This is a genomic window from Rathayibacter sp. AY1D2 (genome assembly GCF_002932695.1).
GTDB lineage: Bacteria > Actinomycetota > Actinomycetes > Actinomycetales > Microbacteriaceae > Rathayibacter.
This window is the reverse complement of sequence record NZ_PSVX01000015.1, coordinates 40,714-60,211: the sequence shown is the minus strand read 5'-3', so window position 1 is coordinate 60,211 and position 19,498 is coordinate 40,714. Positions and strand designations below refer to the sequence as shown.

Genomic DNA, 19,498 nt, shown 5'->3' with positions numbered 1-19,498 from the left:
TCCGTCGCCGCCTTCGTCGTCGCCGTGCTCAGCGGGATGTCGACGCAGGCCCGCGACGGAGCAGCGGCGGACCGCATCGCGGTCATCGGCGAGCTCGCACTCGGCGCGCTGCCGGCGGCCACGGGCGTGCGAGCCGCAGGGCGCACGCCGGGAGCTCCCGGATGAGGCCGCGTCGGCCCCGTCTCGGCCTCCTCGCCCTGGTCGTCGCGGGGCTGCTGCTGCTCCAGCCCGCCGCGGCCTCGGCGGCACCGCTGCTCCCTCCCGCGAACGGCGTCCTCGACTACCAGCTGGGAGGCGCCTACGCTCCGGCGTCGAGCGTCACCATCGTCGACCGCGACCGCACGGACGCGCCCGCCGCCGGCCGCTACAGCATCTGCTACGTGAACGCCTTCCAGACCCAGCCGGGCGAGAGCGCCGCCTTCGCGAAGCGGCACCCCGAGCTCCTGGTGAGGCGAGCGGACGGGAAGCCCCTCGCCGATCCGGGCTGGCCGGACGAGTACCTCTTCGACGTCTCGACCTCCGCGAAGCGGACCGCTCTGCTCGCGATCGTCGGCGCCTGGATCGACGGCTGCGCCGAGGACGGCTTCGACGCCGTCGAGGCCGACAATCTGGACAGCTACACCCGCTCGGGCGGGAGGCTGACGAAGTCGCAGGCGCTGGCGTTCGCCACCCTCCTGACGGCGCGCGCTCACCGCTCCGGCCTGGCGATCGGCCAGAAGAACGGAGCCGATCTCGCCGCTGCCGGGAAGAGGACGGTCGGCTTCGACTTCGCCGTCGTCGAGGAGTGCCAGGTCTACGACGAGTGCGCGGCGTACACGGACGTCTACGGGCGCCAGGTCTACGAGATCGAGTACACCGACAACGGCCGGTCCGCCTACTCCGAGGCCTGCGCCGCGCAGGGCCGGAGCATCTCGGTCACCCTCCGCGACCGCGACGTCGTCCCCCGTGGCGCAGCGGGCTACGTGAACCGGCACTGCTGACGCCGGGCGGACGCTACCGCAGGGCTCCCAGCAGGACGGCCGCGGCGCGGGCGACCAGCGCGTCGTCGTAGTCCGCCTCGGGGTCGTTGCGCGTCGAGAGGATCGACAGCACGACCGCGTCCCGCCCGGGAGGCGTCACCACGGCGACGTCGTTGCGGATCCCGCCGGCGCCCCCGGACTTGTCCGCGACGCTCCAGCCGGCCGGAGCGCCCGCCCGGACGAGAGTGTCGCCGGTCGCGTTGCCGCTCATCCAGTCGAGCAGGAGCGCCCGGTCCTCCGCGGACAGCACGTCACCTGTGGCGACCGCGGCGAGGTCCGCCGTGAACGCGGCCGGGGTGGTGGTGTCCTCGGTGCTGCCGGGCTCGATCGTGTTCAGCGCGGGCTCCTCGTTCACCACCTCGGTGGTGGTGTCGCCGAGAGCCTCGAGTCCACGGTCGAGGGCGGAGGGTCCGCCGAGGCGCCGGAGCACGAGATTCAGCGCTGTGTTGTCGCTCCGGCGGACGGCCGCCTCGGCGAGCTGCGACAGCGGCAGGCCGGTGGCGGTGGTCTCCTCCGTGACGGGGGAGTAGCCCGCCGCCTCGACGTCGGCGACGGTCCAGGTGACCACCTCGTCCCGCTCGGCGGCGGGGACGGTGCGCAGGAACTCCGCCGCGGCGAGGGCTTTGAGGCTCGAGGCGAAGCCGAAGCGCTCGTCGGCCCGGTGATCGACCCGGCGACCCGAGCCGGTGTCGACGGCGCTGACGCCGATCCGGGCGTCGAACTCGTTCTCGAGCGCGGCCAGCTCGGCGGAGACGTCGATCGGAGGAGGGGTGGCGGAGGACGCCGACGACGGCACGGAGGCGGACGACGGCGGCGCGACCGGGGTGTCCGCCGTGGTGGTGCACCCTGCGAGGGCCAGGAGGAGGGCGGAACCCGCGAGTGCGCGGAGGGTCCGCGACGACCCTCTCGAACGGTTCACAGCGCGGAGTAGACGACGGAGAAGGCGACGGCGGCCGCCGCGGTGACGCCGAGCGCCGCGAGCGAGACGAGTGCCCGCGGCCTCCTCCGCACGACGGCCAGGACGAGGAAGCCCGCGCCCAGGACGATCTGGAGCCACCAGTACACCGGACTCGTGGTGTCGGCGACCGCGCCCAGCGCCCAGACGCCCTCGCCGATCAGCACGCCCGAGAGCGGCGCGACGGCCAGGACGCGCCACGTCCTCGAGCCGTGGAGAGTGAGCGCGGCGGCGGCGCCCAGGATCGGCCCGGCGGGGACGGCGAGCAGCCAGAAGACGTCCGTGAAGGGAGGCGAGTAGCCGGAGCCGCGCGCCGCGGTCACCAGGTCGTAGCCCTCGAGAAGCGCCCAGAAGCTCAGCAGGCCGAGCGCGGCCCCCGCTGCCGGTCGGGCGCCGCCGAGGCGCACGAGCGCGAACACGAGCATGGACCAGCCCCCGGAGGAGTTGGCGAACGAGCTCACCGACGGCGGGAGGGAGCCCTGCAGCAGGCTGGTGAGCCCGCCCAGGACGAGACCGCCGAGCAGGGCGACGAGCAGAGCACGCAGGAGAGGCGGGCCGGAGGCGGCAGGGGGCATGGGTCGATTCTCGGAGACGGCGGGCGGGTGCGGATCAGGGATGACCCTGATCTCGGGCTGCGGGTGGATCACAGGTCTCGGGGTGATCCGCGCCGCCCTGGTGCAGTTCTCCCCACCCCGGCTCGGCGGCTCCGGCGGCCGATACGATGGACCCCATGCCTCGGATCCGACAGTCAGATGTCGAGGAGGTCAAGGCGCGGGTGAACATCGGCGACGTGATCGGCGAGTACGTCACGCTGAAGTCGGCCGGCATCGGCTCGCTGAAGGGCCTCTGCCCCTTCCACGACGAGCGCAGCCCCAGCTTCCACGTCCGCCCGCAGGCCGGCTTCTACCACTGCTTCGGCTGCCAGGAGTCGGGCGACGTCTACAGCTTCATCATGAAGATGGACCACAGCTCGTTCAGCGAGACCGTCGAGCGCCTCGCCGGGCGGATCGGCTTCCCGCTGCAGTACGAGGACGGCGACGGCCGCGCGCCCGAGACCGGCGGGCGAGCGCGCCTCCTCGCCGCGAACGACGCCGCGGAGGAGTACTTCCGCGAGCAGCTCGCGACCCCGGGCGCCGACGTCGGCCGGCGCTTCCTCGGCGAGCGGGGCTTCGACCGCGCCGCCGCCGACCGCTTCGGCGTCGGCTTCGCACCCGACGGCTGGGACGGGCTCACCACCGCGCTCAAGCGCCGCGGCTTCTCGGAGGAGGAGCTGACCACGGCCGGCCTGGTCAGCAGCAACAACCGCGGCGGCGTCTACGACCGCTTCCGCGGCCGCCTCGTCTGGCCGATCCGCGACGTGACCGGCCAGACCGTCGGCTTCGGCGCCCGCCGCCTCCTCGAGGAGGACAAGGGCCCCAAGTACCTCAACACCCCCGAGACGCCCGTCTACCACAAGTCCCAGGTGCTCTACGGGCTCGACCTCGCCAAGCGGGACATCTCCCGCGGGCACCGGGTGGTCGTCGTCGAGGGCTACACGGACGTCATGGCCTGCCACCTCGCCGGCGTCACCACCGCGGTCGCCACCTGCGGCACCTCCTTCGGCGTCGACCACATCAAGGTGCTGCGCCGGGTGCTGGGCGACGACAGCGGCGTCGGCGAGGTCGTCTTCACCTTCGACCCCGACGCGGCGGGCCAGAAGGCGGCGATGCGCGCGTTCCAGGAGGAGCACCGCTTCGCCGCGCAGACCTTCGTCGCCGTCGCGCCCGAGGGCCTGGACCCCTGCGACCTCCGCCTGAACCGCGGAGACGACGCCGTCCGCCGCCTCATCGACGACAAGAAGCCGATGTTCGAGTTCGTGATCCGGCAGCTGCTGGACCGCTACGACCTCGAGACGGTCGAGGGCCGGATCGCGGCCCTGCGCGCGGCCGCCCCGGTCGTCGCCGAGATCCGCGACCCGGCGCTGCGGCCCGGCTACTCCCGCGAGCTCGCCCGGATGCTCGGCCTGGACATGGCCGAGGTCAACTCCGCCGTGCGCTCCGCCGGATCCCGGCCCCGCTCCTCCGGACCCGAGGGCCGCGACCAGCAGGGCGGGCGGGGCGGCGGCGAATCGTCCGCGGCCGAGGCGCCCCTCGGCGCGCGCATCGCCGACCTCCCCGTCGACGTCGTCACGCGCATCGAACGCGAGGCGCTGATGGCGATGCTCCAGCTTCCGCAGGCGATGGGTCCGGAGCTCCTGGCCCGGGCGGCGCACGCGGCGGTCACCAACGAGACCCTCCGCGTGGTCCGCGACGCCGTGGTCGCGAACCTCGAGCGGGCGGAGGACCGCGACTGGGTCGAGCACGTCGCCGACGACGTCCCCGGTCCCTTCGCCTCGCTGGTGCGCCAGCTCGCGGTGGCGCCGATCCCGGCCGCCGACGAGGAGGGGCTCGCCCGCTACTCCCGCGACGTGGCGATCTCGCTCATCGAGCGCGACCTGCTCCGCGAGATCGCCGAGCTGCGCGGGGCGCTCCAGCGCGCGTCCGCCGATCCGGTGATGGCGCGCGCGGTGCAGGTGCGACTGGTCGAGCTCGAGCGCGAGAAGCGGGCGCTGCGCACGGAGTGAGCGTGTTGCGGTCGTGTGAAGAAATCGGCCGCGCGCCCGTGCCGGTTCGGAGAGCGCTTCCAACTGTGTTACCTATGAGGAACAGCAATGCGGGCGTCCAGTGTCGTGACGCCACAGCCCACAGGAGATCTGTGTGCCGAGAGTCCGCGCGCCCGGAGCGCGCCCGCATCCCATCCTTGACAGGAAGAGGCAGACGGAGATGAATTCCGCATCCACTCGCGGCACCCGTGCACTGGCCGCCGCCGCAGGCTTCGCCGCGGTCGCGCTCGTGCTGACGGGCTGCGCCGCCGGCGGGAACGACTCGTCCGGCGGAAGCGCCGGAGGGGCCCTGACCATCGGCACCACCGACAAGATCACGACGCTCGACCCCGCGGGCTCCTACGACAACGGCTCGTTCGCCGTGATGAACCAGGTGTTCCCGTTCCTGATGAACACCCCCTACGGCAGCCCGGACGTCGAGCCCGACATCGCCGAGTCGGCGGAGTTCACCGCTCCCACGGAGTACACCGTGAAGCTGAAGGAGGGACTGAAGTGGGCCAACGGCCACGACCTCACCTCCTCCGACGTGAAGTTCTCCTTCGACCGCCAGGTCGGCATCGCGGCCGAGAACGGCCCGTCCTCGCTCCTGGCGAACCTCGACAGCGTCGCGGCTCCGGACGACACGACCGTGGTCTTCACGCTGAAGTCCGAGAACGACCAGACCTTCCCGCAGATCCTCTCGAGCCCCGCCGGCCCGATCGTGGACGAGGAGGTCTTCTCGGCCGACGAGCTGACCGCGGACGCCGACATCGTCTCGGGCGACGCCTTCGCCGGCCAGTACACGATCGCGAACTACGACGTGAACAACCTCATCCAGTACAAGGCCTACCCGGACTACCAGGGCGTGCTCGGCGAGGCGAAGACGGACACCGTCAACGTCAAGTACTACGCGGACTCGTCCAACCTGAAGCTGGACATCCAGGAGGGGAACATCGACGTCGCGTTCCGCAGCCTCTCGGCGACGGACATCGACGACCTCCGCGGCAACGACACGGTCAAGGTCGTGGACGGCCCCGGCGGCGAGATCCGCTACATCGTCTTCAACTTCGACACCCAGCCCTTCGGCGCGACGACCGGCGAGGCCGACAGCGCCAAGGCCCTCGCCGTGCGCCAGGCCGTCGCCGACCTGATCGACCGCGACGAGATCGCCGACCAGGTCTACAAGGGCACCTACACCCCCCTCTACTCCTACGTCCCCGCCGGCCTGACCGGCGCGGTCGAGCCGCTCAAGTCGCTCTACGGCGACGGCAACGGCGCGCCCGACGCGGACAAGGCGAAGGCGACCCTCGAGGCCGCCGGCGTCACCGCTCCGGTCACCCTGAACCTGCAGTACTCGAACGACCACTACGGTCCGTCCTCGGGCGACGAGTACGCGCTGATCAAGGACCAGCTGGAGTCGACCGGCCTCTTCACCGTGAACCTGCAGACCACGGAGTGGGTGCAGTACTCGAAGGACCGCTCGAGCGACGTCTACCCGGCGTACCAGCTCGGCTGGTTCCCCGACTACTCCGACGCCGACAACTACCTCTCGCCGTTCTTCATCAAGGAGAACTTCCTCGCGAACCACTTCGACGACGCCGAGGTGCAGAGCCTGATCGCGCAGCAGGTCTCGACCACCGACGCCGACGCGCGCACCGCGCTGATCGAGCAGATCCAGGAGAAGGTCGCGGCGCAGCTCTCGACCGTCCCCTACCTGCAGGGCTCGCAGGTCGCGGTCGTCGGCAGCACCGTGAGCGGAGCCGAGGACACCCTCGACGCCTCGTTCAAGTTCCGCTACGCGGCACTCAGCAAGGGCTGATCCACCCCCCTCGCGGCCGGCGCCTCCCCGATAGGAGGCGCCGGCCGTTCTCCACGAAAGGCATCACGTGACGACAGCCACGACGGCTGCGGCGACGGCGCCCACCCGGCGACCGCGCGGCTCCGGGGGCGGACTCGGGCGCTACCTGCTCGTCCGCTTCCTGCTCATCATCCCCACCGTCTTCATCCTCGTGACGCTGGTGTTCCTCCTCATGCGCTCCACGGGCGACCCGATCACGGCGGCCCTCGGCGGCCGCCTGACCGCGGACCAGCTCGCCGAGCGCGTAGCCGCCGCCGGCTACGACCGGCCGCTGATCGTGCAGTACCTCGAGTACCTCGGCAAGCTGCTGACCGGCGACTTCGGCACCACCCTGAGCGACAACCGCCCCGTCACCGAGGTGCTCCTCACCTACGGCGCCGCGACGGTCGAGCTCGCCTTCTACGCCCTGATCGTGGCGTTCCTGGTCGGCATCCCGCTCGGGATGCTCGCCGCCTACCACCGCGACCGCACGCCCGACGCGGTGCTGCGCATCTTCGCGATCCTCTGCTACGCGACCCCTGTGTTCTTCGCGGGCCTGCTGCTGAAGCTGGTGTTCTCCGTCTGGCTGAAGTGGTTCCCCGTCGCCGGGCGCGCCTCGACGAGCACCGAGCTCTCGCTCCAGTTCCTCGAGAACAAGACCGGCATCTACCTGATCGACGCGATCCAGACCGGCGACCCGGCCGCGATCTCGGACGTGCTCTCGCACGCGGTGCTCCCCGCCGTCGCACTGGGCCTGCTCACCGCGGGCATCTTCCTGCGCCTGGTGCGCACGAACGTGATCGGCACGCTCGGAACCGATTACGTGGACGCGGCGCGCTCGCGCGGCGTCAGCGAGTTCCGGCTCGTCCGCACCCACGCCTACCGGCCGGCGCTCATCCCGATCATCACTGTGATCGGCCTGCAGATCGCCCTGCTGCTCGGCGGCGCCGTCCTCACCGAGACCACCTTCGAGTGGAAGGGCCTCGGCTTCCAGCTCGCCGAGTACCTCCAGGCCCGCGACTTCGTGGCCGTGCAGGGCATCGTCGCCCTGCTCGCCGTCATCGTGGCGCTGACCAACTTCATCGTCGACGTCATCGCGGCGCTCATCGACCCGCGAGTGAGGTACTGAGCATGAGCACCACCTCCCCGGCGCGTCCGCGCCGCAGTCTCGTCGACCGTCTGCCGGTCGTCCACCAGCTCCGGCAGAGCGTCGGCCTCCAGCGGGGGATGCTCGTCACCGGCCTGATCATCACCGGCGCGTTCCTGCTGGTGGCCCTGTTCGCGCCCCTCATCGCGCCCTACGGATACTCGCAGCTGCGCTCGGGCGGCGAGTCGTTCGGCGCGCAGGAGCCGCCGAGCGCGGAGCATCTGCTCGGCACCACCGTGGGCGGCTACGACGTCCTCTCGCGAGTGATCTGGGGAGCGCAGACCGCGTTCCTCGTGATCGTCGTCGCCGTGGTCCTGTCGATCTTCCTCGGCGTCTTCCTCGGCCTCGTCTCCGGCTACCTCGGCGGCTGGCTCGACCGCGTGCTCGTCGTGATCTGCGACGCGATCTACGCGTTCCCGACCCTGCTGCTGGCGATCGTGATGTCGATCGTCATCTCCGGCGGGCAGTCGAACCTCTGGGCCGGCATCTTCGCCGCGGCGGTCTCGATTACCGTGGTCTACATCCCCCAGTACTTCCGCGTGATCCGGGCTGAGACAGTGCGGATCAAGGGCGACGCCTTCGTCGAGTCGGCGAAGGTCATCGGAGCGTCGACGCCGCGGATCATGTTCCGCCACGTCCTGCGGAACGCGACGCGCACGCTGCCGCTGATCTTCACGCTGAACTCCTCCGAGGCGATCCTGACCCTCGCCGGCCTGGGCTTCCTCGGCTTCGGCATCGAGCCGACGTCGGCCGCGGAGTGGGGCTACGACCTCAACAAGGCGCTGTCGGACGTCACGAGCGGCATCTGGTGGACCTCGGTCTTCCCGGGCCTGGCGATCGTGCTCGTGGTGCTGGGCATCACCCTCGTGGGCGAGAGCCTGAACGACCTCGCCGACCCGCGCCTGCGCGGTCGGCGCGCGGTGGCCGCCGGTGCCGGCGACGTCGCCGCGACGTCCGTCGTGCCGGGCGGCGTCCTCGCCGCCGACGGCCTGGAGACGCCGGGGCACGACCCCGTCGCCGGAGTGGAGGAGACGCGATGAGCGACCAGCGCATCGTCCGGGACGCCTCAGCGCGTCCGATCGTGGACATCACCGACCTCGAGGTCGCCTTCGCGAGCGACCGCGGCGCCGTCCGCGCCGTCGCCGGGGTGAGCCTGCGCGTCGAGCGCGGCGAGGTCCTGGCGATCGTCGGCGAGTCCGGCAGCGGCAAGACCGTGACCGCGAAGACCATCCTCGGCCTCCTGCCCGAGACGGCCAGCGCCTCCGGAGTGGTCCTGCTCTCGAAGAAGGACGGCAGCGCGGCGACCGATGTCGTCTCCGTGCCGAAGGCCCGCCTCCGGGAGCTGCGCGGCACCGACGTCGCCATGGTCTTCCAGGAGCCGGGAACCGCCCTCAACCCGGTCTTCACGGTGGGCTGGCAGATCGCGGAGGGACTGCGCGCCCACGGCTCCGTCTCGAAGAAGGAGGCGCGCAAGCGCGCGATCGACGTCCTCCGCACCGTCGGCATCCCGGAGCCGGAGAAGCGGGTCGACTACTATCCGCACCAGTTCTCGGGCGGCCAGAAGCAGCGCGTCGTCATCGCGATGGCCCTGGTTCTGGATCCCGGCCTGATCGTCGCGGACGAGCCGACCACCGCGCTCGACGTGACCGTGCAGGCCGAGATCCTCGACCTGCTCCGCCGGTGCCGCGACGAGTTCGGCACCTCGATCGTGCTGATCACCCACAACATGGGCGTCGTCGCCGATCTGGCCGACCGCGTCGCCGTGATGTACCAGGGCGAGCTGGTCGAGGAGGCGACGGTCTCCGAGCTGTTCTCGGCGCCGAAGGCCGAGTACACGAGGAAGCTCCTCGCCGCCGTCCCGCACGTGGGCCAGGGCGTCGAGCGCGCCCGCGTCCGCGCCGTCGAGCGCGCCGAGGCCCCCGAGGCCGAGACGCTCGTCGCCGCCGAGGGCCTGCGGATCCAGTACCCCGGCCGGCTCGGCCGTCCCGGCTTCGTCGCGGTCGACGGCGTCTCGCTGCGCATCCGCGCGGGCGAGGTGCTCGGCCTCGTCGGCGAGAGCGGCTCGGGCAAGACCACCATCGGGCGCGCCATCGCGGGCCTGACGCCGGTGACCGGCGGGTCGCTGAAGGTCCTCGGCAAGGAGATGCGCGGCATCCGCGAGCGAGCCTTCCGGCCGGTCCGCGGCGACATCGGCTTCGTGTTCCAGGACCCGGCGTCGAGCTTCAACCCGCTGCTCACCATCGCGGAGTGCGTCGCCGAGCCGCTGATCGTGCACGGACGGGCCGGCGACGCCGCCGGGGCGCGCTCGCGCGTCGACGAGCTCCTGGAGGCGGTGCAGCTGCCCCGCTCCTACGGTGACCGCTACCCGCACGAGCTCTCCGGCGGCCAGCGCCAGCGCGCCAGCCTCGCCCGGGCCCTCGCCCTCGAGCCGAAGCTGCTGATCGCCGACGAGCCCACCTCGGCGCTCGACGTGTCGGTGCAGGCCCGCGTGCTCGAGCTGTTCGCCGAGCTGCAGCGCGAGTTCGGCTTCGCCTCCCTGTTCATCAGCCACGACCTCGCCGTGGTCGACCTGCTCGCCGACCGCATCGCGGTGCTCTACCGCGGCGAGCTGGTCGAGGAGGGGACGGGGGCCGAGGTGCTCGCTGCGCCGAAGCACCCCTACACGCAGCGCCTGCTCGCCTCCCTGCCCGTGCCCGACCCGGTCGAGCAGGCCTCGAGGCGCGAGCTCCTGCGCAGCATCGTCGAGGCGGAGCGCCGGGCGTGAGCCGGACCGCCGAGGATCAGGCCCCCATCGTCGTCGACGACCTCAGCGTCGAGTACCCGCCGCGCGGCATCAGCCGACGGTGGACGGCACTGCGGGGAGTGAGCCTCCGCGTGGAGCCGGGGGAGGTGCTCGGGATCCTCGGCGGCAGCGGCTCGGGCAAGTCCACGCTCGCGCGCGTGCTCGGCGGCGACGGCCTGGGGCACGACGGCGGCCGCACGCGTCCGGTGATCATCGGAGGGGACGCGACGGTCGCGGGGCACCGCCTCCGCTCGCTCCCCGCCCGCGAGCTCAAGCGCTTCACCGTCGACGTCGCGCATCTCGCGCAGGACGCCGGTGCGGCCCTCCGCCCCGAGCTGACCGTCTCGGAGCTGATCGCCGAGCCGATCTTCCTCCGCGACCGCCACTACGACCCGAAGGCCGCGGCGGTGCGGGTGGCGACGCTGCTCGACTCCGTGCACCTGCCGCTGTTCCTGCTCGACCGCTACCCCTACGAGCTCTCCAGCGGCCAGCGCCAGCGCGTGGCTGTGGCCCGCTCGCTCGTGCTCGGGCCGAAGGTGCTGATCGCCGACGAGCCGACCTCGGGCATCGACGCGACGGTGCGCGAGTCGATCGTGGACCTCCTCGCCGACCTGCGGCGCCGGGAGGGCTTCGCCGCCGTCGTGGTCAGCCACGACATCGACGTGCTGAGCCGGGCGACCGACCGGATCGCCGTGCTCGTCGGCGGCGAGGTCGTCGCGTACGGGCCGCTGCTGGAGGTTCTGATCGAGGCCCGGCACCCCTACGTGCGCGAGCTCGGAGCGGCCTTCGCCGAGTACGAGCGCTTCGACGCCTCCCGAGCGCAGCGCGTCGAGGCGGCCGACCAGTGACCGTCCCGCGCGTCGCGGTGCTCCCGCGGCCGAAGCCGGTGTTCGCCGAGGCGGTGGAGTCGGGCGGTGGAGTGGTCGTCGGACTCGACGAGAGTCCGGACGCGCTGCTCTGGCTGTCCTACGGCCGCACGGACGAGCTGGCCGCTGTGCTGGAGGAGCACCCGTCGATCCGCTGGGTGCAGCTGCCCTGGGCCGGCGTCGACGTCTTCGCGCCCGTGCTCGCCGCGTCCCGCGCGGACGTCGTCTGGACCAGCGCCAAGGGCGCCTACGCGGAGCCGGTGGCCGAGCACGCGCTCGCGCTGGTGCTCGCCCTCCTGCGCTCGCTGCCGGAGCGGGCGCGCGCCGTGTCGTGGGGGCCGAAGAAGGCGGTCACGCTGCACCGCGCCTCCGTGGTGATCGTCGGAGCAGGAGGGATCGCTCGCGAGCTCCTGCGGCTGCTCGCCGTCTTCGACTGCCGGGTGACGATCGTCCGCCGCGGAGACGAGCCGGTGGAGGGCGCCGCCCGCACCCTGCCGGCGTCGCGGCTCGCCGAGGCCGCGGCGGACGCCGACGTGCTGGTCCTGGCCGCCGCCGCCACCGCGGGCACGGAGCGGATGGTCGACGCGGGTCTGCTCGCGCGGCTCCCCGCCCACGCCGTGCTCGTCAACGTCGCCCGGGGGAGCCTCGTCGACACGGACGCGCTCGTCGCGGCCCTCGCCGAAGGCCGTCTCGCGGGCGCCGCGCTCGACGTGACGGACCCCGAGCCGCTGCCGGACGGGCATCCGCTCTGGAGCGAGCCCCGGTGCCTGATCACGCCCCACAGCGCGGACACCCCCGAGATCACCGCGCCGCTCCTGGCCGAGCGCGTGCGCGCCAACGTGGCCGCCTGTGCCGCCGGCGGGCCGTTCGTCGGCCGCGTCGACCCGGGCTCCGGCTACTGAGTGCGCGCCCGATTTTGCGTTCGCGGAGAGTTTGCTAAAGTAGTACCGCGCTGATCGCCTCCGGGTGGTCGGATGATCCTCGATAGCTCAATTGGCAGAGCAATCGGCTGTTAACCGGTAGGTTCTTGGTTCGAGTCCAAGTCGGGGAGCGAAGGGTCCGGGACTCCACTCTCGGGCCCTTTTTTCGTGCCCGCGAGCGGTCGCCCTCGAGGGCCCACCCGCTCGGACCGACGATCGGAGGGGCGATGCGCGAGGACGTGCTCGCTCTCCTGCGCCGCCGCCCCGACGTCGAGGCGGCGGATCTCGTCGCCGTCGACGCCAGTGACCGTCTGCTGCTCGACCTCGCCGCCGATCGCGGCCGCCTCGCCGTGATCGGGGACGCCTACGGGGCACTGAGCCTCGGCCTCGCCGCCGACGGCCGTGCCGTACGCGTCGTGCAGGACTCGATCACCGCCGAGCGCGCTCTCGCGCAGAACCTCGAGACGGTGCGGGGATCGGGCGTCGATCTCGCGCCGATCGAGATCGTCGACTCCGTCGCGGAGGCCGTCCGCGACGCCGACGCGGTGCTCCTGCGCCTGCCGCGCTCGCTCGACGCGCTGGCCGCCGTCGCGGCCGGGACCGCACTCGCGAACCCGGCGGCGACCCTGATCGGCGCCGGCCGCATCAAGCACATGACCCGCACGATGAACGACGTGCTCGCCGTGCGCTACGAGCGGATCGACGTCTCCCTCGCCCGGCAGAAGTCGCGCGCCCTGCTCGCGAGCGGCGCGCTCCCCGACCAGCCGCCCGCGCCAGGGCCCGAGCGGCGCCGTCTGGACGAGCTCGACCTCGAGGTCGTCGCACTGCCGGGAGCCTTCGCAGGTGCACGACTGGACCTCGGCACCCGCGCCCTCCTCGCCGCCCTCGATCTCGACTCCCTCCCCGCGGGCACCGCACTCGACCTCGGCTGCGGAACCGGCGTGCTCGCCGCCGTGGTGGCTAGGGCCCGCCCCGACCTCGCCGTGATCGCGACGGACACCTCGCGTGCCGCGGTCGAGTCCGCCCGGGCGACCGCGGCGGCCAATGGGCTGGCCGTCCGCGTCCTCCGCGACGACAACGCCTCGACTCTGGAGGCGTCCTCCGTCGACGTCGTGCTCTGCAATCCGCCGTTCCACTCCGACGGAGCCGTCACCGACCTCGTCGCCCGGCGCATGCTGCGCGCGGCCGGCCGCGTGCTGCGCCCCGGAGGCGTGCTGTGGACGGTCTTCAACTCCCACCTCGCGCATCCGGCCGAGCTGCGCCGTGCGGTCGGGCCGACCACGGTGGTGGCGCGCGACCGCCGCTTCACCGTCACCCGCTCCGTTCGCTCCGACGGCTGAGTACGGCTCCGCAACCCCCTCCGCGGCCTCAGGTCCGCTGTCCGCGGCGCGGGTACGATCTCTCTCCGGCGCTCCTGTGCCGAACCCGTCCCGTCCCCCCGGAGGCCGTCGTGCTCGAAGTCGTCCTCGTCCTCGCCCTGATCGCCCTGGTCGCGGTCGTCGTGCTGTGGCGCCGCGCCGTCGGCGCCGAGCGCCGTGCCGCCGAGAGCCGTGCGGAGGAGGCGGCGCGCGTCGTCCGCCTCGAGCTGGCGGTCGGCGAGCAGGAGGCGAGGCTCCGCATCGTCGGCGAGCTCGAGCAGCTCGCGGTCCGCAGCGCCGCGCACGTCGTCGAGGAGGCCGAGAGCGTCAGGCTCACGATCGACCGCGACCCCGCCGCAGCCGCGCGGTCGGCGCAGCGTGCCGTGCGGGCGGCCGAGGCCTCGCTGGCGCAGCTGCGCCGCATCGCGACCGTCGCCTCCGTCGATCCGGGGGAGCTGCCGCGCACCGGCGGCTCCGTCCCCCTGATCGAGGGCGCCCGCGAGCGAGGCCTGAGCGTCCGCGAGGAGTCGTTCGGCGAGCCGTTCCCGCTGCAGGACGGCGCCGAGGTGGCCGTGCTCCGGGTGCTCGAGTACGCCTTCGACTCGGCGCTGGAGACCGGCGGCGCGGGGACCGAGGTCCGCATCAGCTCCCGATGGACGACCACCGGCCTCCGGGTGGAGGTCGACGACGACCGCGAGCAGCACGGCGCTGCGGAGCAGGACGCCAGCGCTCTTGAGGCGGATCTGCGCTCGCTCACCGAGCGCATCGACAGCCCCGCGCTCGCCGAGCTGCGCGAGCGGGCCGCCCTCTTCGGCGGTGACGTGACCGAGAAGCGGACGCCCGGCGTCGGCCGGAGCGTCACCGCCTCGTTCCCCGCGATCCGCCACCACAACGGCGTGCACGGGGTCGACCTGGCCTGAGTCAGTCCTCGAGGTGCTCCACGCCGGGCAGCCACGAGACGCCGGGGCCGCCCCAGCCGCGCTTGCGGGTGATCTTCGCGACCGGCTTGTGGTAGTCGTGCTCGAGACGGTCGATGTAGAGCACGCCGTCGAGGTGGTCGAACTCGTGCTGGAACACGCGGGCGAACCAGCCGTCCGCGACGATCTCGAACGGCTCCTGCTCGAGGTCGACCGCGCGGAGGATCGCGCGCTCGGAGCGGCGGAGCGGGAAGCGCTCGCCGGGGAAGGAGAGGCACCCCTCCGACTCCGTGTCCTCGTCCGCCTCGCCGAGCGGGGTCGGCGTGACGAACAGCTCGGGGTTGATCGCGACGCCGCGGCGGGGGGTGCCGTCGTCGTCGGCGTAGTCGTAGACGAACAGTCGCAGCGGGACGCCGACCTGCGGGCCGGCGAGACCGACTCCGGGGGCTATGTCCATCGTCTCGAACATGTCGGCGACGAGGGTGCGCAGCGCATCGTCGAACTCGGTGACGGGAGCGGCGGGGGAGTGGAGGACGGGGTCGCCGGCGATGCGGATGGGGAGGACGGCCATGGGGACAGGGTACAGCGGGGCCGTCGACCGGGTCCGCGAGGATCATCCGCTGGGCTCAGCCCCTCACCCGTGCGTCGGAGGACTCCCGGAGGCGTTCTGGGTAGGGTCGACCCCATGCCCGCCGATCTCGCCGAACTCCTCAACGACCCGGCGAAGTTCATCGGCATCCCGATCGCTCTCGTGGGCGCGGTGTTCCTCTCCCTCGGCGCGCAGTTCCAGCACCGGGGAGTGGCGAAGGTGGAGCGGTTCTCGAAGCGCTCCGGCTCCTCCGGGCTCAGCGGCGGCCAGCTGGTCGCGCTGCTCTCGCGCCCCTCGTGGGTGATCGGCACCCTGCTCCTCGGCCTCGCGATCGTCTTCCAGCTGACGAGCCTCGGCTTCTCCCCGCTCATCGTGGTGCAGCCGCTCGGAGCGGTGGCGCTCGTGATCACCGCGGTCGTCAACGCGCGGGTCAGCCGGGTGCGCCTGAACGCGGCGTCGATCCGGGCGATCGTGCTCTGCGTCGGAGGCGTCGGCACGTTCGTCCTCGTGGCGGCGTTCAACGCGGTCGACAAGTCCATCAAGACGCCCGAGCTCATCACGATCCTCGTGATCCTCGCCGTGGTGCTCACGGTCTTCGTCATCGCCTTCCGCGTCTTCCGCCGCGGAGCGAAGGCGATCTTCTACATCGTGGGCGCCGGAGTGGTCTACGGCTTCGTCGCGACTCTCGCGAAGGTCGTGCTCAACCGCATCAAGTACGGCGAGTTCGACCCGCTGACGGTGGTCTGCATCGTGGCGCTCCTGGCCGCGACCGCGCTCGGCGGGTACTTCGTGCAGAACGCCTACTCCTCCGGCCCGCCGGACCTCGTCGTCGCGGGCCTCACCGTCATCGACCCGTTGGTCGCCGTCGCGATCGGCATCGTCGTGCTCGGGGAGGCGCAGTACGCGGCCCCGTGGGCGATCCCGCTCTTCATCACGGCCGGTGCCGTCGCCATCTACGGCGTCTTCCTCCTCGCCAAGCACCACCCGCAGGCGCGCTGACGGCGCGGGATCCCGAGTGGTGAGGAGTCCTCTGCCTACAATGGGTCCGCGCCGAGAGCCACGAAACCGACCGACCTCCGCCGATCGCTCCCTTCTCTCCCCGAGCGGCACGACACCGATAGGACCTCCCGTGTCAGATCCCCGCGACGCGTCCCGACCGGGATCGCCCGACTCCCGACCGCTGACGGTCGTGATCGGCTGCGACACCTTCGCGCCCGACGTGAACGGAGCCGCGAAGTTCGCCGAGCGCCTCGCCGCCGGTCTCGCGCAGCGCGGCCACGAGGTCCACGTCGTCGCCCCCTCGGCCGACGGCTGGAGCGGCACCCGGGTCGAGACGCACGAGGGCCAGCGGATCATCGTGCACCGGCTCTACAGCTGGCGCTGGTACCCGCACGACTGGCTGCGCTTCGCGATGCCGTGGCGCATCCGGCAGAACAGCGCGCGCATCCTCGACGAGGTGAAGCCCGACGTCGTGCACTTCCAGTCGCACATCATCGTCGGCCGCGGCCTCGGGATCGAGGCGGCCAAGCGCGGCATCCGCATCGTCGGCACGAACCACTTCATGCCCGAGAACATGCTCGAGTTCACCCTCCTGCCGAAGGCCGTGCAGGCCAAGGCCGTGGCGATGGCGTGGCGGGCCGCGCGCCGCACCTTCGGCCGGGCGGAGGCGGTCACCACGCCGACCCGCAAGGCCGCGCAGTTCCTCGAGAAGTACACGGGCCTCCGGGGCGTCCACGCCATCTCCTGCGGCATCGACGCCGACAACTACACGCCCGACTTCGCAACGCGCGCCGGCGACTCGATCCTCTTCGTCGGCCGCGTGACCGGCGAGAAGCACATCGACGTCCTGCTCCGCGCCGTCGCCCTGCTCGACCCGGCGCTCGACGCGAAGCTCGAGATCGTCGGCGGCGGCGACCAGATGCGCAACCTCCAGCAGCTCGCCGCGACCCTCGGCAACGCCGACCGCGTCCGCTTCACGGGCTACGTCTCGGACGCCGAGCTCAAGGAGGCGTACACCCGCGCCACCGTGTTCGCCATGCCGTCCATCGCCGAGCTGCAGAGCATCGCGACGATGGAGGCGATGGCCTCGGCCCTCCCCGTCGTCGCCGCCGACGCGATGGCCCTCCCGCACCTCGTCCACGACGGCGAGAACGGCTACCTCTTCGCGCCGGGCAGCGCCGAGGCCCTCGCCGACCGCCTCACCGCCGTGCTCACGGCCGACCAGGAGGACCTCGAGGCGATGAAGCGCGCCTCCCTCCAAATCGTCGCCGCGCACGACATCAACCGCACGATCAGCACCTTCGAGAGCCTGTATCGTGGGGAGCCGGTGGCCGATCCGGCCTCCGACGCAGCGTCCGCACCCGCCGCCACCTGACGGCCGCTCGGACGGCCGCCGCGGGGCGTTAGCTCAGCCGGTCAGAGCAGCGGACTCATAATCCGTCGGTCACGGGTTCAAGTCCCGTACGCCCTACTCCGCTCCACCCGCGGTGGTTCCTTCTCTCCAGCGCCGGGTCGGGCATCCACCTGATGTCGGTCTCGTCGGGGCGGGCGGTCCGGCCCCGTCAGGCCGACGGGCCGTGCCTCAGGACGGTGCCGACGCGGTCCTCGCCGGCACGCCGACCGCGGACGAGTCGGAGGCGACGTTGCGGACGACGACGGCGCCGGCTCCGACCCGCACACGGTCGCCGACGGTCACGTCCCCGACGATCGTCGCGCGGGCGCCGATGTAGACGTCGTCGCCGATGACGGGCGTCCGACCCTTCGACTCGCCGATGGTGACGCCGTGGTAGATGAACGCGTTCCTTCCGATCACCGTGCGCGGGTGCAGGATCACGCCGCGGCCCCAGTGGGGGAGCCGCAGGCCGGGCCCGACCTGAGCGGCCGGCGGCAGCTCGGCTCCGACGATCATGCGGGTCCAGACGAGATCGACCAGGCGGTAGACGAGGTGGAGGGGGAGCCGGGTCCTCCGAGAGCTCGAGTACTGCCCGAGTCGGAGGACGAGGACGGTGAGCCGGTCGGAGGCGTGGCCCTTGGCGGCCAGGTCCGCGCGGACGACGGCTCGGAGTTCGGCGAGATCCATGCTCCCAGTCTGAGTGGGAGCCTCGCGGGTGAGGGCGGGCCGTCGGAGATCGTCCGGGGCGTGGCGAGCATCCGCGAGCGGACGACACGGTGGCTCGATGCGCTAGCACGTCCTGACGCGCCGCGCCCGTACTGGCCGCTCTCCGCTCGACGTGATTGCCTGAACCCGTGCCTGATCTTCCGATGTTCCCGCTCGGCTCCGTGCTCCTGCCGCACATGCCGCTCCCGCTCCGGCTGTTCGAGCCGCGGTACCTGCGGATGCTCGGCGACGTCCTCGAGGACGAGACCCTCGCGTTCGGCGTCGTGCTCATCGAGCGCGGCCAGGAGGTGGGCGGCGGCGACCAGCGGTTCGCGGTCGGCGCCCGCGCGCGCATCCTGAACATCGACGGGGCGGAGTCGTTCGTCACGCTCGACTCCGTGGGCGAGGAGCGCTTCGAGGTCGTCCGCTGGTACGAGGACGACCCGTACCCGCGCGCCGAGGTTCGCCTGCTGCCCGATCTGGAGTGGGACGAGAAGCACGCCCCCGCGCTGGCTGCGGCGGAGTCGGCGGTCCGCACGGCACTGGCGGTCGCGAGCGAGTTCGTCGAGCAGCGCTACGGCGCGGTCGTCGAGCTCGCCGAGGATCCGGCCGCGCACGCCTGGCAGCTCGCCGGCGTCGCACCGGTCACCGAGCTCGACCGCCTCGCGTTCCTCCGCAGCTCCACCATGGAGGAGCTGCTGGAGTCGGTCCGGGAGCGCTCCGCCGAGGCGACCGAGTCGTTCCGCGCCGGCTGGGCCTGAGCCCCGTCCCGGCGTCCCACGACGAGCCCGTCAGTCCTCGAGGCTGACGCCGCGCTCCTCCGCCAGCTTGACCAGGTCGTCGACGACCACGAGCGCCATCCGCACCGAGCGGTCGCGGCGGTACTCCTCGTCGTCCGGGTCGATCCGCGAGGTGCGGTCGAGGGTCTCCTCGATCGACTGCGCGAGCTCGCGCCACGCGTCCTGACGGGCGTCGTCGACGAGCGTCGCGAGGTACTCCTCGTCCTGCGCCCGCCTGTGGAGGGAGTCGGCGACCAGGAGCGAGAGCCGCTCGCGGTGGTCGAGGTTGTCGACGTCGGCCGAGCGGTAGTCGTGCACGTGGTCGGAGCGGCCGCCCACCGAGGTCACGTCGGCGGCGATGCCGCGCAGGCGCTCGGCGGCCGCCTCGGACTCGCGCGCCAGCTTCTCGAGCTCCTCCGCGGCGACGACGGAGTAGCGGCCCGAGTCGAAGGGGACGTCAGCACCGAGGCCGTCCATCAGCACACGGTTCTTCACGGCCATCCGGCTCGCGTACTGCGCGAGCATCAGGCCCTCCTCGGCGGCCTCCTCGACGGAGGCGGGCTCGCGCGACGGGTTCTCATCGGGGTCGTACGGCTCCATCTTGAACCTGCG

Annotated in this window: 18 protein-coding genes and 2 tRNA genes; 15 read left to right on the top strand and 5 right to left on the bottom strand. The window is 72.4% G+C overall.

Features of this window, described 5'->3' with window-relative positions:
- Positions 1-161 precede the first annotated feature (161 nt).
- Complete coding sequence (locus C5D04_RS05865) at positions 162-980, top strand: endo alpha-1,4 polygalactosaminidase (protein WP_104347390.1); 819 nt, start codon at positions 162-164, stop codon at positions 978-980.
- Between the two features lie 13 nt (positions 981-993).
- Here the strand turns inward: C5D04_RS05865 and bla are convergent, their stop codons facing one another.
- Together bla and C5D04_RS05855 are read right to left on the bottom strand one after the other, a co-directional pair.
- On the bottom strand, positions 994-1,938 hold the full coding sequence (gene bla / locus C5D04_RS05860; protein ID WP_104347389.1) for a class A beta-lactamase: 945 nt from the start codon (positions 1,936-1,938) through the stop codon (positions 994-996).
- Positions 1,935-2,549: a DUF6518 family protein gene (locus tag C5D04_RS05855; RefSeq protein ID WP_181137675.1), complete on the bottom strand. Its 615-nt coding sequence runs from the start codon at positions 2,547-2,549 to the stop codon at positions 1,935-1,937. The genes bla and C5D04_RS05855 overlap by 4 nt, the downstream gene beginning before the upstream one ends.
- Before the next feature lie 155 nt (positions 2,550-2,704).
- Between C5D04_RS05855 and dnaG the strand changes: the two genes are divergently transcribed.
- The 10 genes from dnaG to C5D04_RS05805 all read left to right on the top strand — a co-directional run bounded on the left by dnaG (position 2,705) and on the right by C5D04_RS05805 (position 14,424).
- On the top strand, positions 2,705-4,576 hold the full coding sequence (gene dnaG, locus C5D04_RS05850; RefSeq protein ID WP_104292601.1) for a DNA primase: 1,872 nt from the start codon (positions 2,705-2,707) through the stop codon (positions 4,574-4,576).
- A gap of 199 nt (positions 4,577-4,775) precedes the next feature.
- The gene (locus tag C5D04_RS05845; protein ID WP_104223443.1) at positions 4,776-6,413 is read left to right on the top strand and encodes an ABC transporter substrate-binding protein; all 1,638 of its coding nucleotides are present in this window, start codon (positions 4,776-4,778) and stop codon (positions 6,411-6,413) included.
- 67 nt (positions 6,414-6,480) lie between these two features.
- Positions 6,481-7,560, top strand: coding sequence for an ABC transporter permease (locus C5D04_RS05840; protein ID WP_104223444.1), 1,080 nt, complete (start codon positions 6,481-6,483; stop codon positions 7,558-7,560).
- 2 nt (positions 7,561-7,562) lie between these two features.
- On the top strand, positions 7,563-8,618 hold the full coding sequence (locus tag C5D04_RS05835; protein WP_104347388.1) for an ABC transporter permease: 1,056 nt from the start codon (positions 7,563-7,565) through the stop codon (positions 8,616-8,618).
- Positions 8,615-10,342, top strand: a complete 1,728-nt coding sequence (locus C5D04_RS05830; RefSeq protein ID WP_104223446.1) for an ABC transporter ATP-binding protein — start codon at positions 8,615-8,617, stop codon at positions 10,340-10,342. Before C5D04_RS05835 ends, C5D04_RS05830 begins: the two co-directional genes overlap by 4 nt.
- Positions 10,339-11,208, top strand: coding sequence for an ATP-binding cassette domain-containing protein (locus tag C5D04_RS05825; protein WP_258060485.1), 870 nt, complete (start codon positions 10,339-10,341; stop codon positions 11,206-11,208). Before C5D04_RS05830 ends, C5D04_RS05825 begins: the two co-directional genes overlap by 4 nt.
- A complete protein-coding gene (locus tag C5D04_RS05820; protein WP_258063520.1) occupies positions 11,205-12,128 on the top strand; it encodes an NAD(P)-dependent oxidoreductase in 924 nt (307 codons plus the stop codon). The genes C5D04_RS05825 and C5D04_RS05820 overlap by 4 nt, the downstream gene beginning before the upstream one ends.
- Positions 12,129-12,204: 76 nt before the next feature.
- Positions 12,205-12,277, top strand: a tRNA-Asn gene (locus C5D04_RS05815).
- Between the two features lie 96 nt (positions 12,278-12,373).
- Positions 12,374-13,486 carry a class I SAM-dependent methyltransferase gene (locus C5D04_RS05810; protein WP_104347387.1) on the top strand — a complete coding sequence of 371 codons (1,113 nt, stop codon included), beginning with the start codon at positions 12,374-12,376 and terminating at the stop codon, positions 13,484-13,486.
- A gap of 110 nt (positions 13,487-13,596) precedes the next feature.
- Positions 13,597-14,424, top strand: coding sequence for a hypothetical protein (locus C5D04_RS05805; protein WP_104223449.1), 828 nt, complete (start codon positions 13,597-13,599; stop codon positions 14,422-14,424).
- 1 nt (position 14,425) lies between these two features.
- Here the strand turns inward: C5D04_RS05805 and def are convergent, their stop codons facing one another.
- Positions 14,426-14,992, bottom strand: a complete 567-nt coding sequence (gene def, locus C5D04_RS05800) for a peptide deformylase (RefSeq protein WP_104234187.1) — start codon at positions 14,990-14,992, stop codon at positions 14,426-14,428.
- A gap of 114 nt (positions 14,993-15,106) precedes the next feature.
- Here def and C5D04_RS05795 point away from each other — a divergent pair, with 114 nt between their 5' ends.
- The 3 genes from C5D04_RS05795 (at position 15,107) to C5D04_RS05785 (ending at position 17,480) form a co-directional block, all read left to right on the top strand.
- Positions 15,107-16,009 (top strand): DMT family transporter, encoded by a 903-nt coding sequence (locus C5D04_RS05795; protein ID WP_104347386.1) that lies wholly within the window; start codon positions 15,107-15,109, stop codon positions 16,007-16,009.
- A gap of 130 nt (positions 16,010-16,139) precedes the next feature.
- A complete protein-coding gene (locus tag C5D04_RS05790; protein ID WP_258068847.1) occupies positions 16,140-17,384 on the top strand; it encodes a glycosyltransferase in 1,245 nt (414 codons plus the stop codon).
- A gap of 22 nt (positions 17,385-17,406) precedes the next feature.
- Positions 17,407-17,480 (top strand) — tRNA-Ile (locus C5D04_RS05785).
- Positions 17,481-17,591: 111 nt separating this feature from the next.
- On the opposite strand, the gene C5D04_RS05780 is transcribed toward C5D04_RS05785, so the two are convergent.
- A complete protein-coding gene (locus C5D04_RS05780) occupies positions 17,592-18,089 on the bottom strand; it encodes a DapH/DapD/GlmU-related protein (protein ID WP_104295890.1) in 498 nt (165 codons plus the stop codon).
- A 167-nt stretch (positions 18,090-18,256) separates the two neighbouring features.
- Here C5D04_RS05780 and C5D04_RS05775 point away from each other — a divergent pair, with 167 nt between their 5' ends.
- On the top strand, positions 18,257-18,868 hold the full coding sequence (locus C5D04_RS05775) for an LON peptidase substrate-binding domain-containing protein (protein WP_244229436.1): 612 nt from the start codon (positions 18,257-18,259) through the stop codon (positions 18,866-18,868).
- Between the two features lie 30 nt (positions 18,869-18,898).
- On the opposite strand, the gene C5D04_RS05770 is transcribed toward C5D04_RS05775, so the two are convergent.
- Entirely contained in the window at positions 18,899-19,486 is a 588-nt protein-coding gene (locus tag C5D04_RS05770) for a hypothetical protein (RefSeq protein WP_104223455.1), read from the bottom strand.
- Positions 19,487-19,498: the final 12 nt, after the last annotated feature.

What these genes read in the sequence shown, in the direction of transcription:
- C5D04_RS05830 (WP_104223446.1), top strand. Translation starts at nt 8,615, where the DNA reads ATGAGCGACCAGCGCATCGTCCGGGACGCCTCAGCGCGTCCGATCGTG.
- C5D04_RS05770 (WP_104223455.1), bottom strand. Translation starts at nt 19,486, where the DNA reads ATGGAGCCGTACGACCCCGATGAGAACCCGTCGCGCGAGCCCGCCTCC.
- def (WP_104234187.1), bottom strand. Translation starts at nt 14,992, where the DNA reads ATGGCCGTCCTCCCCATCCGCATCGCCGGCGACCCCGTCCTCCACTCC.
- C5D04_RS05855 (WP_181137675.1), bottom strand. Translation starts at nt 2,549, where the DNA reads ATGCCCCCTGCCGCCTCCGGCCCGCCTCTCCTGCGTGCTCTGCTCGTC.
- C5D04_RS05835 (WP_104347388.1), top strand. Translation starts at nt 7,563, where the DNA reads ATGAGCACCACCTCCCCGGCGCGTCCGCGCCGCAGTCTCGTCGACCGT.
- dnaG (WP_104292601.1), top strand. Translation starts at nt 2,705, where the DNA reads ATGCCTCGGATCCGACAGTCAGATGTCGAGGAGGTCAAGGCGCGGGTG.
- C5D04_RS05780 (WP_104295890.1), bottom strand. Translation starts at nt 18,089, where the DNA reads ATGGATCTCGCCGAACTCCGAGCCGTCGTCCGCGCGGACCTGGCCGCC.
- C5D04_RS05810 (WP_104347387.1), top strand. Translation starts at nt 12,374, where the DNA reads ATGCGCGAGGACGTGCTCGCTCTCCTGCGCCGCCGCCCCGACGTCGAG.
- C5D04_RS05845 (WP_104223443.1), top strand. Translation starts at nt 4,776, where the DNA reads ATGAATTCCGCATCCACTCGCGGCACCCGTGCACTGGCCGCCGCCGCA.
- C5D04_RS05865 (WP_104347390.1), top strand. Translation starts at nt 162, where the DNA reads ATGAGGCCGCGTCGGCCCCGTCTCGGCCTCCTCGCCCTGGTCGTCGCG.
- C5D04_RS05795 (WP_104347386.1), top strand. Translation starts at nt 15,107, where the DNA reads ATGCCCGCCGATCTCGCCGAACTCCTCAACGACCCGGCGAAGTTCATC.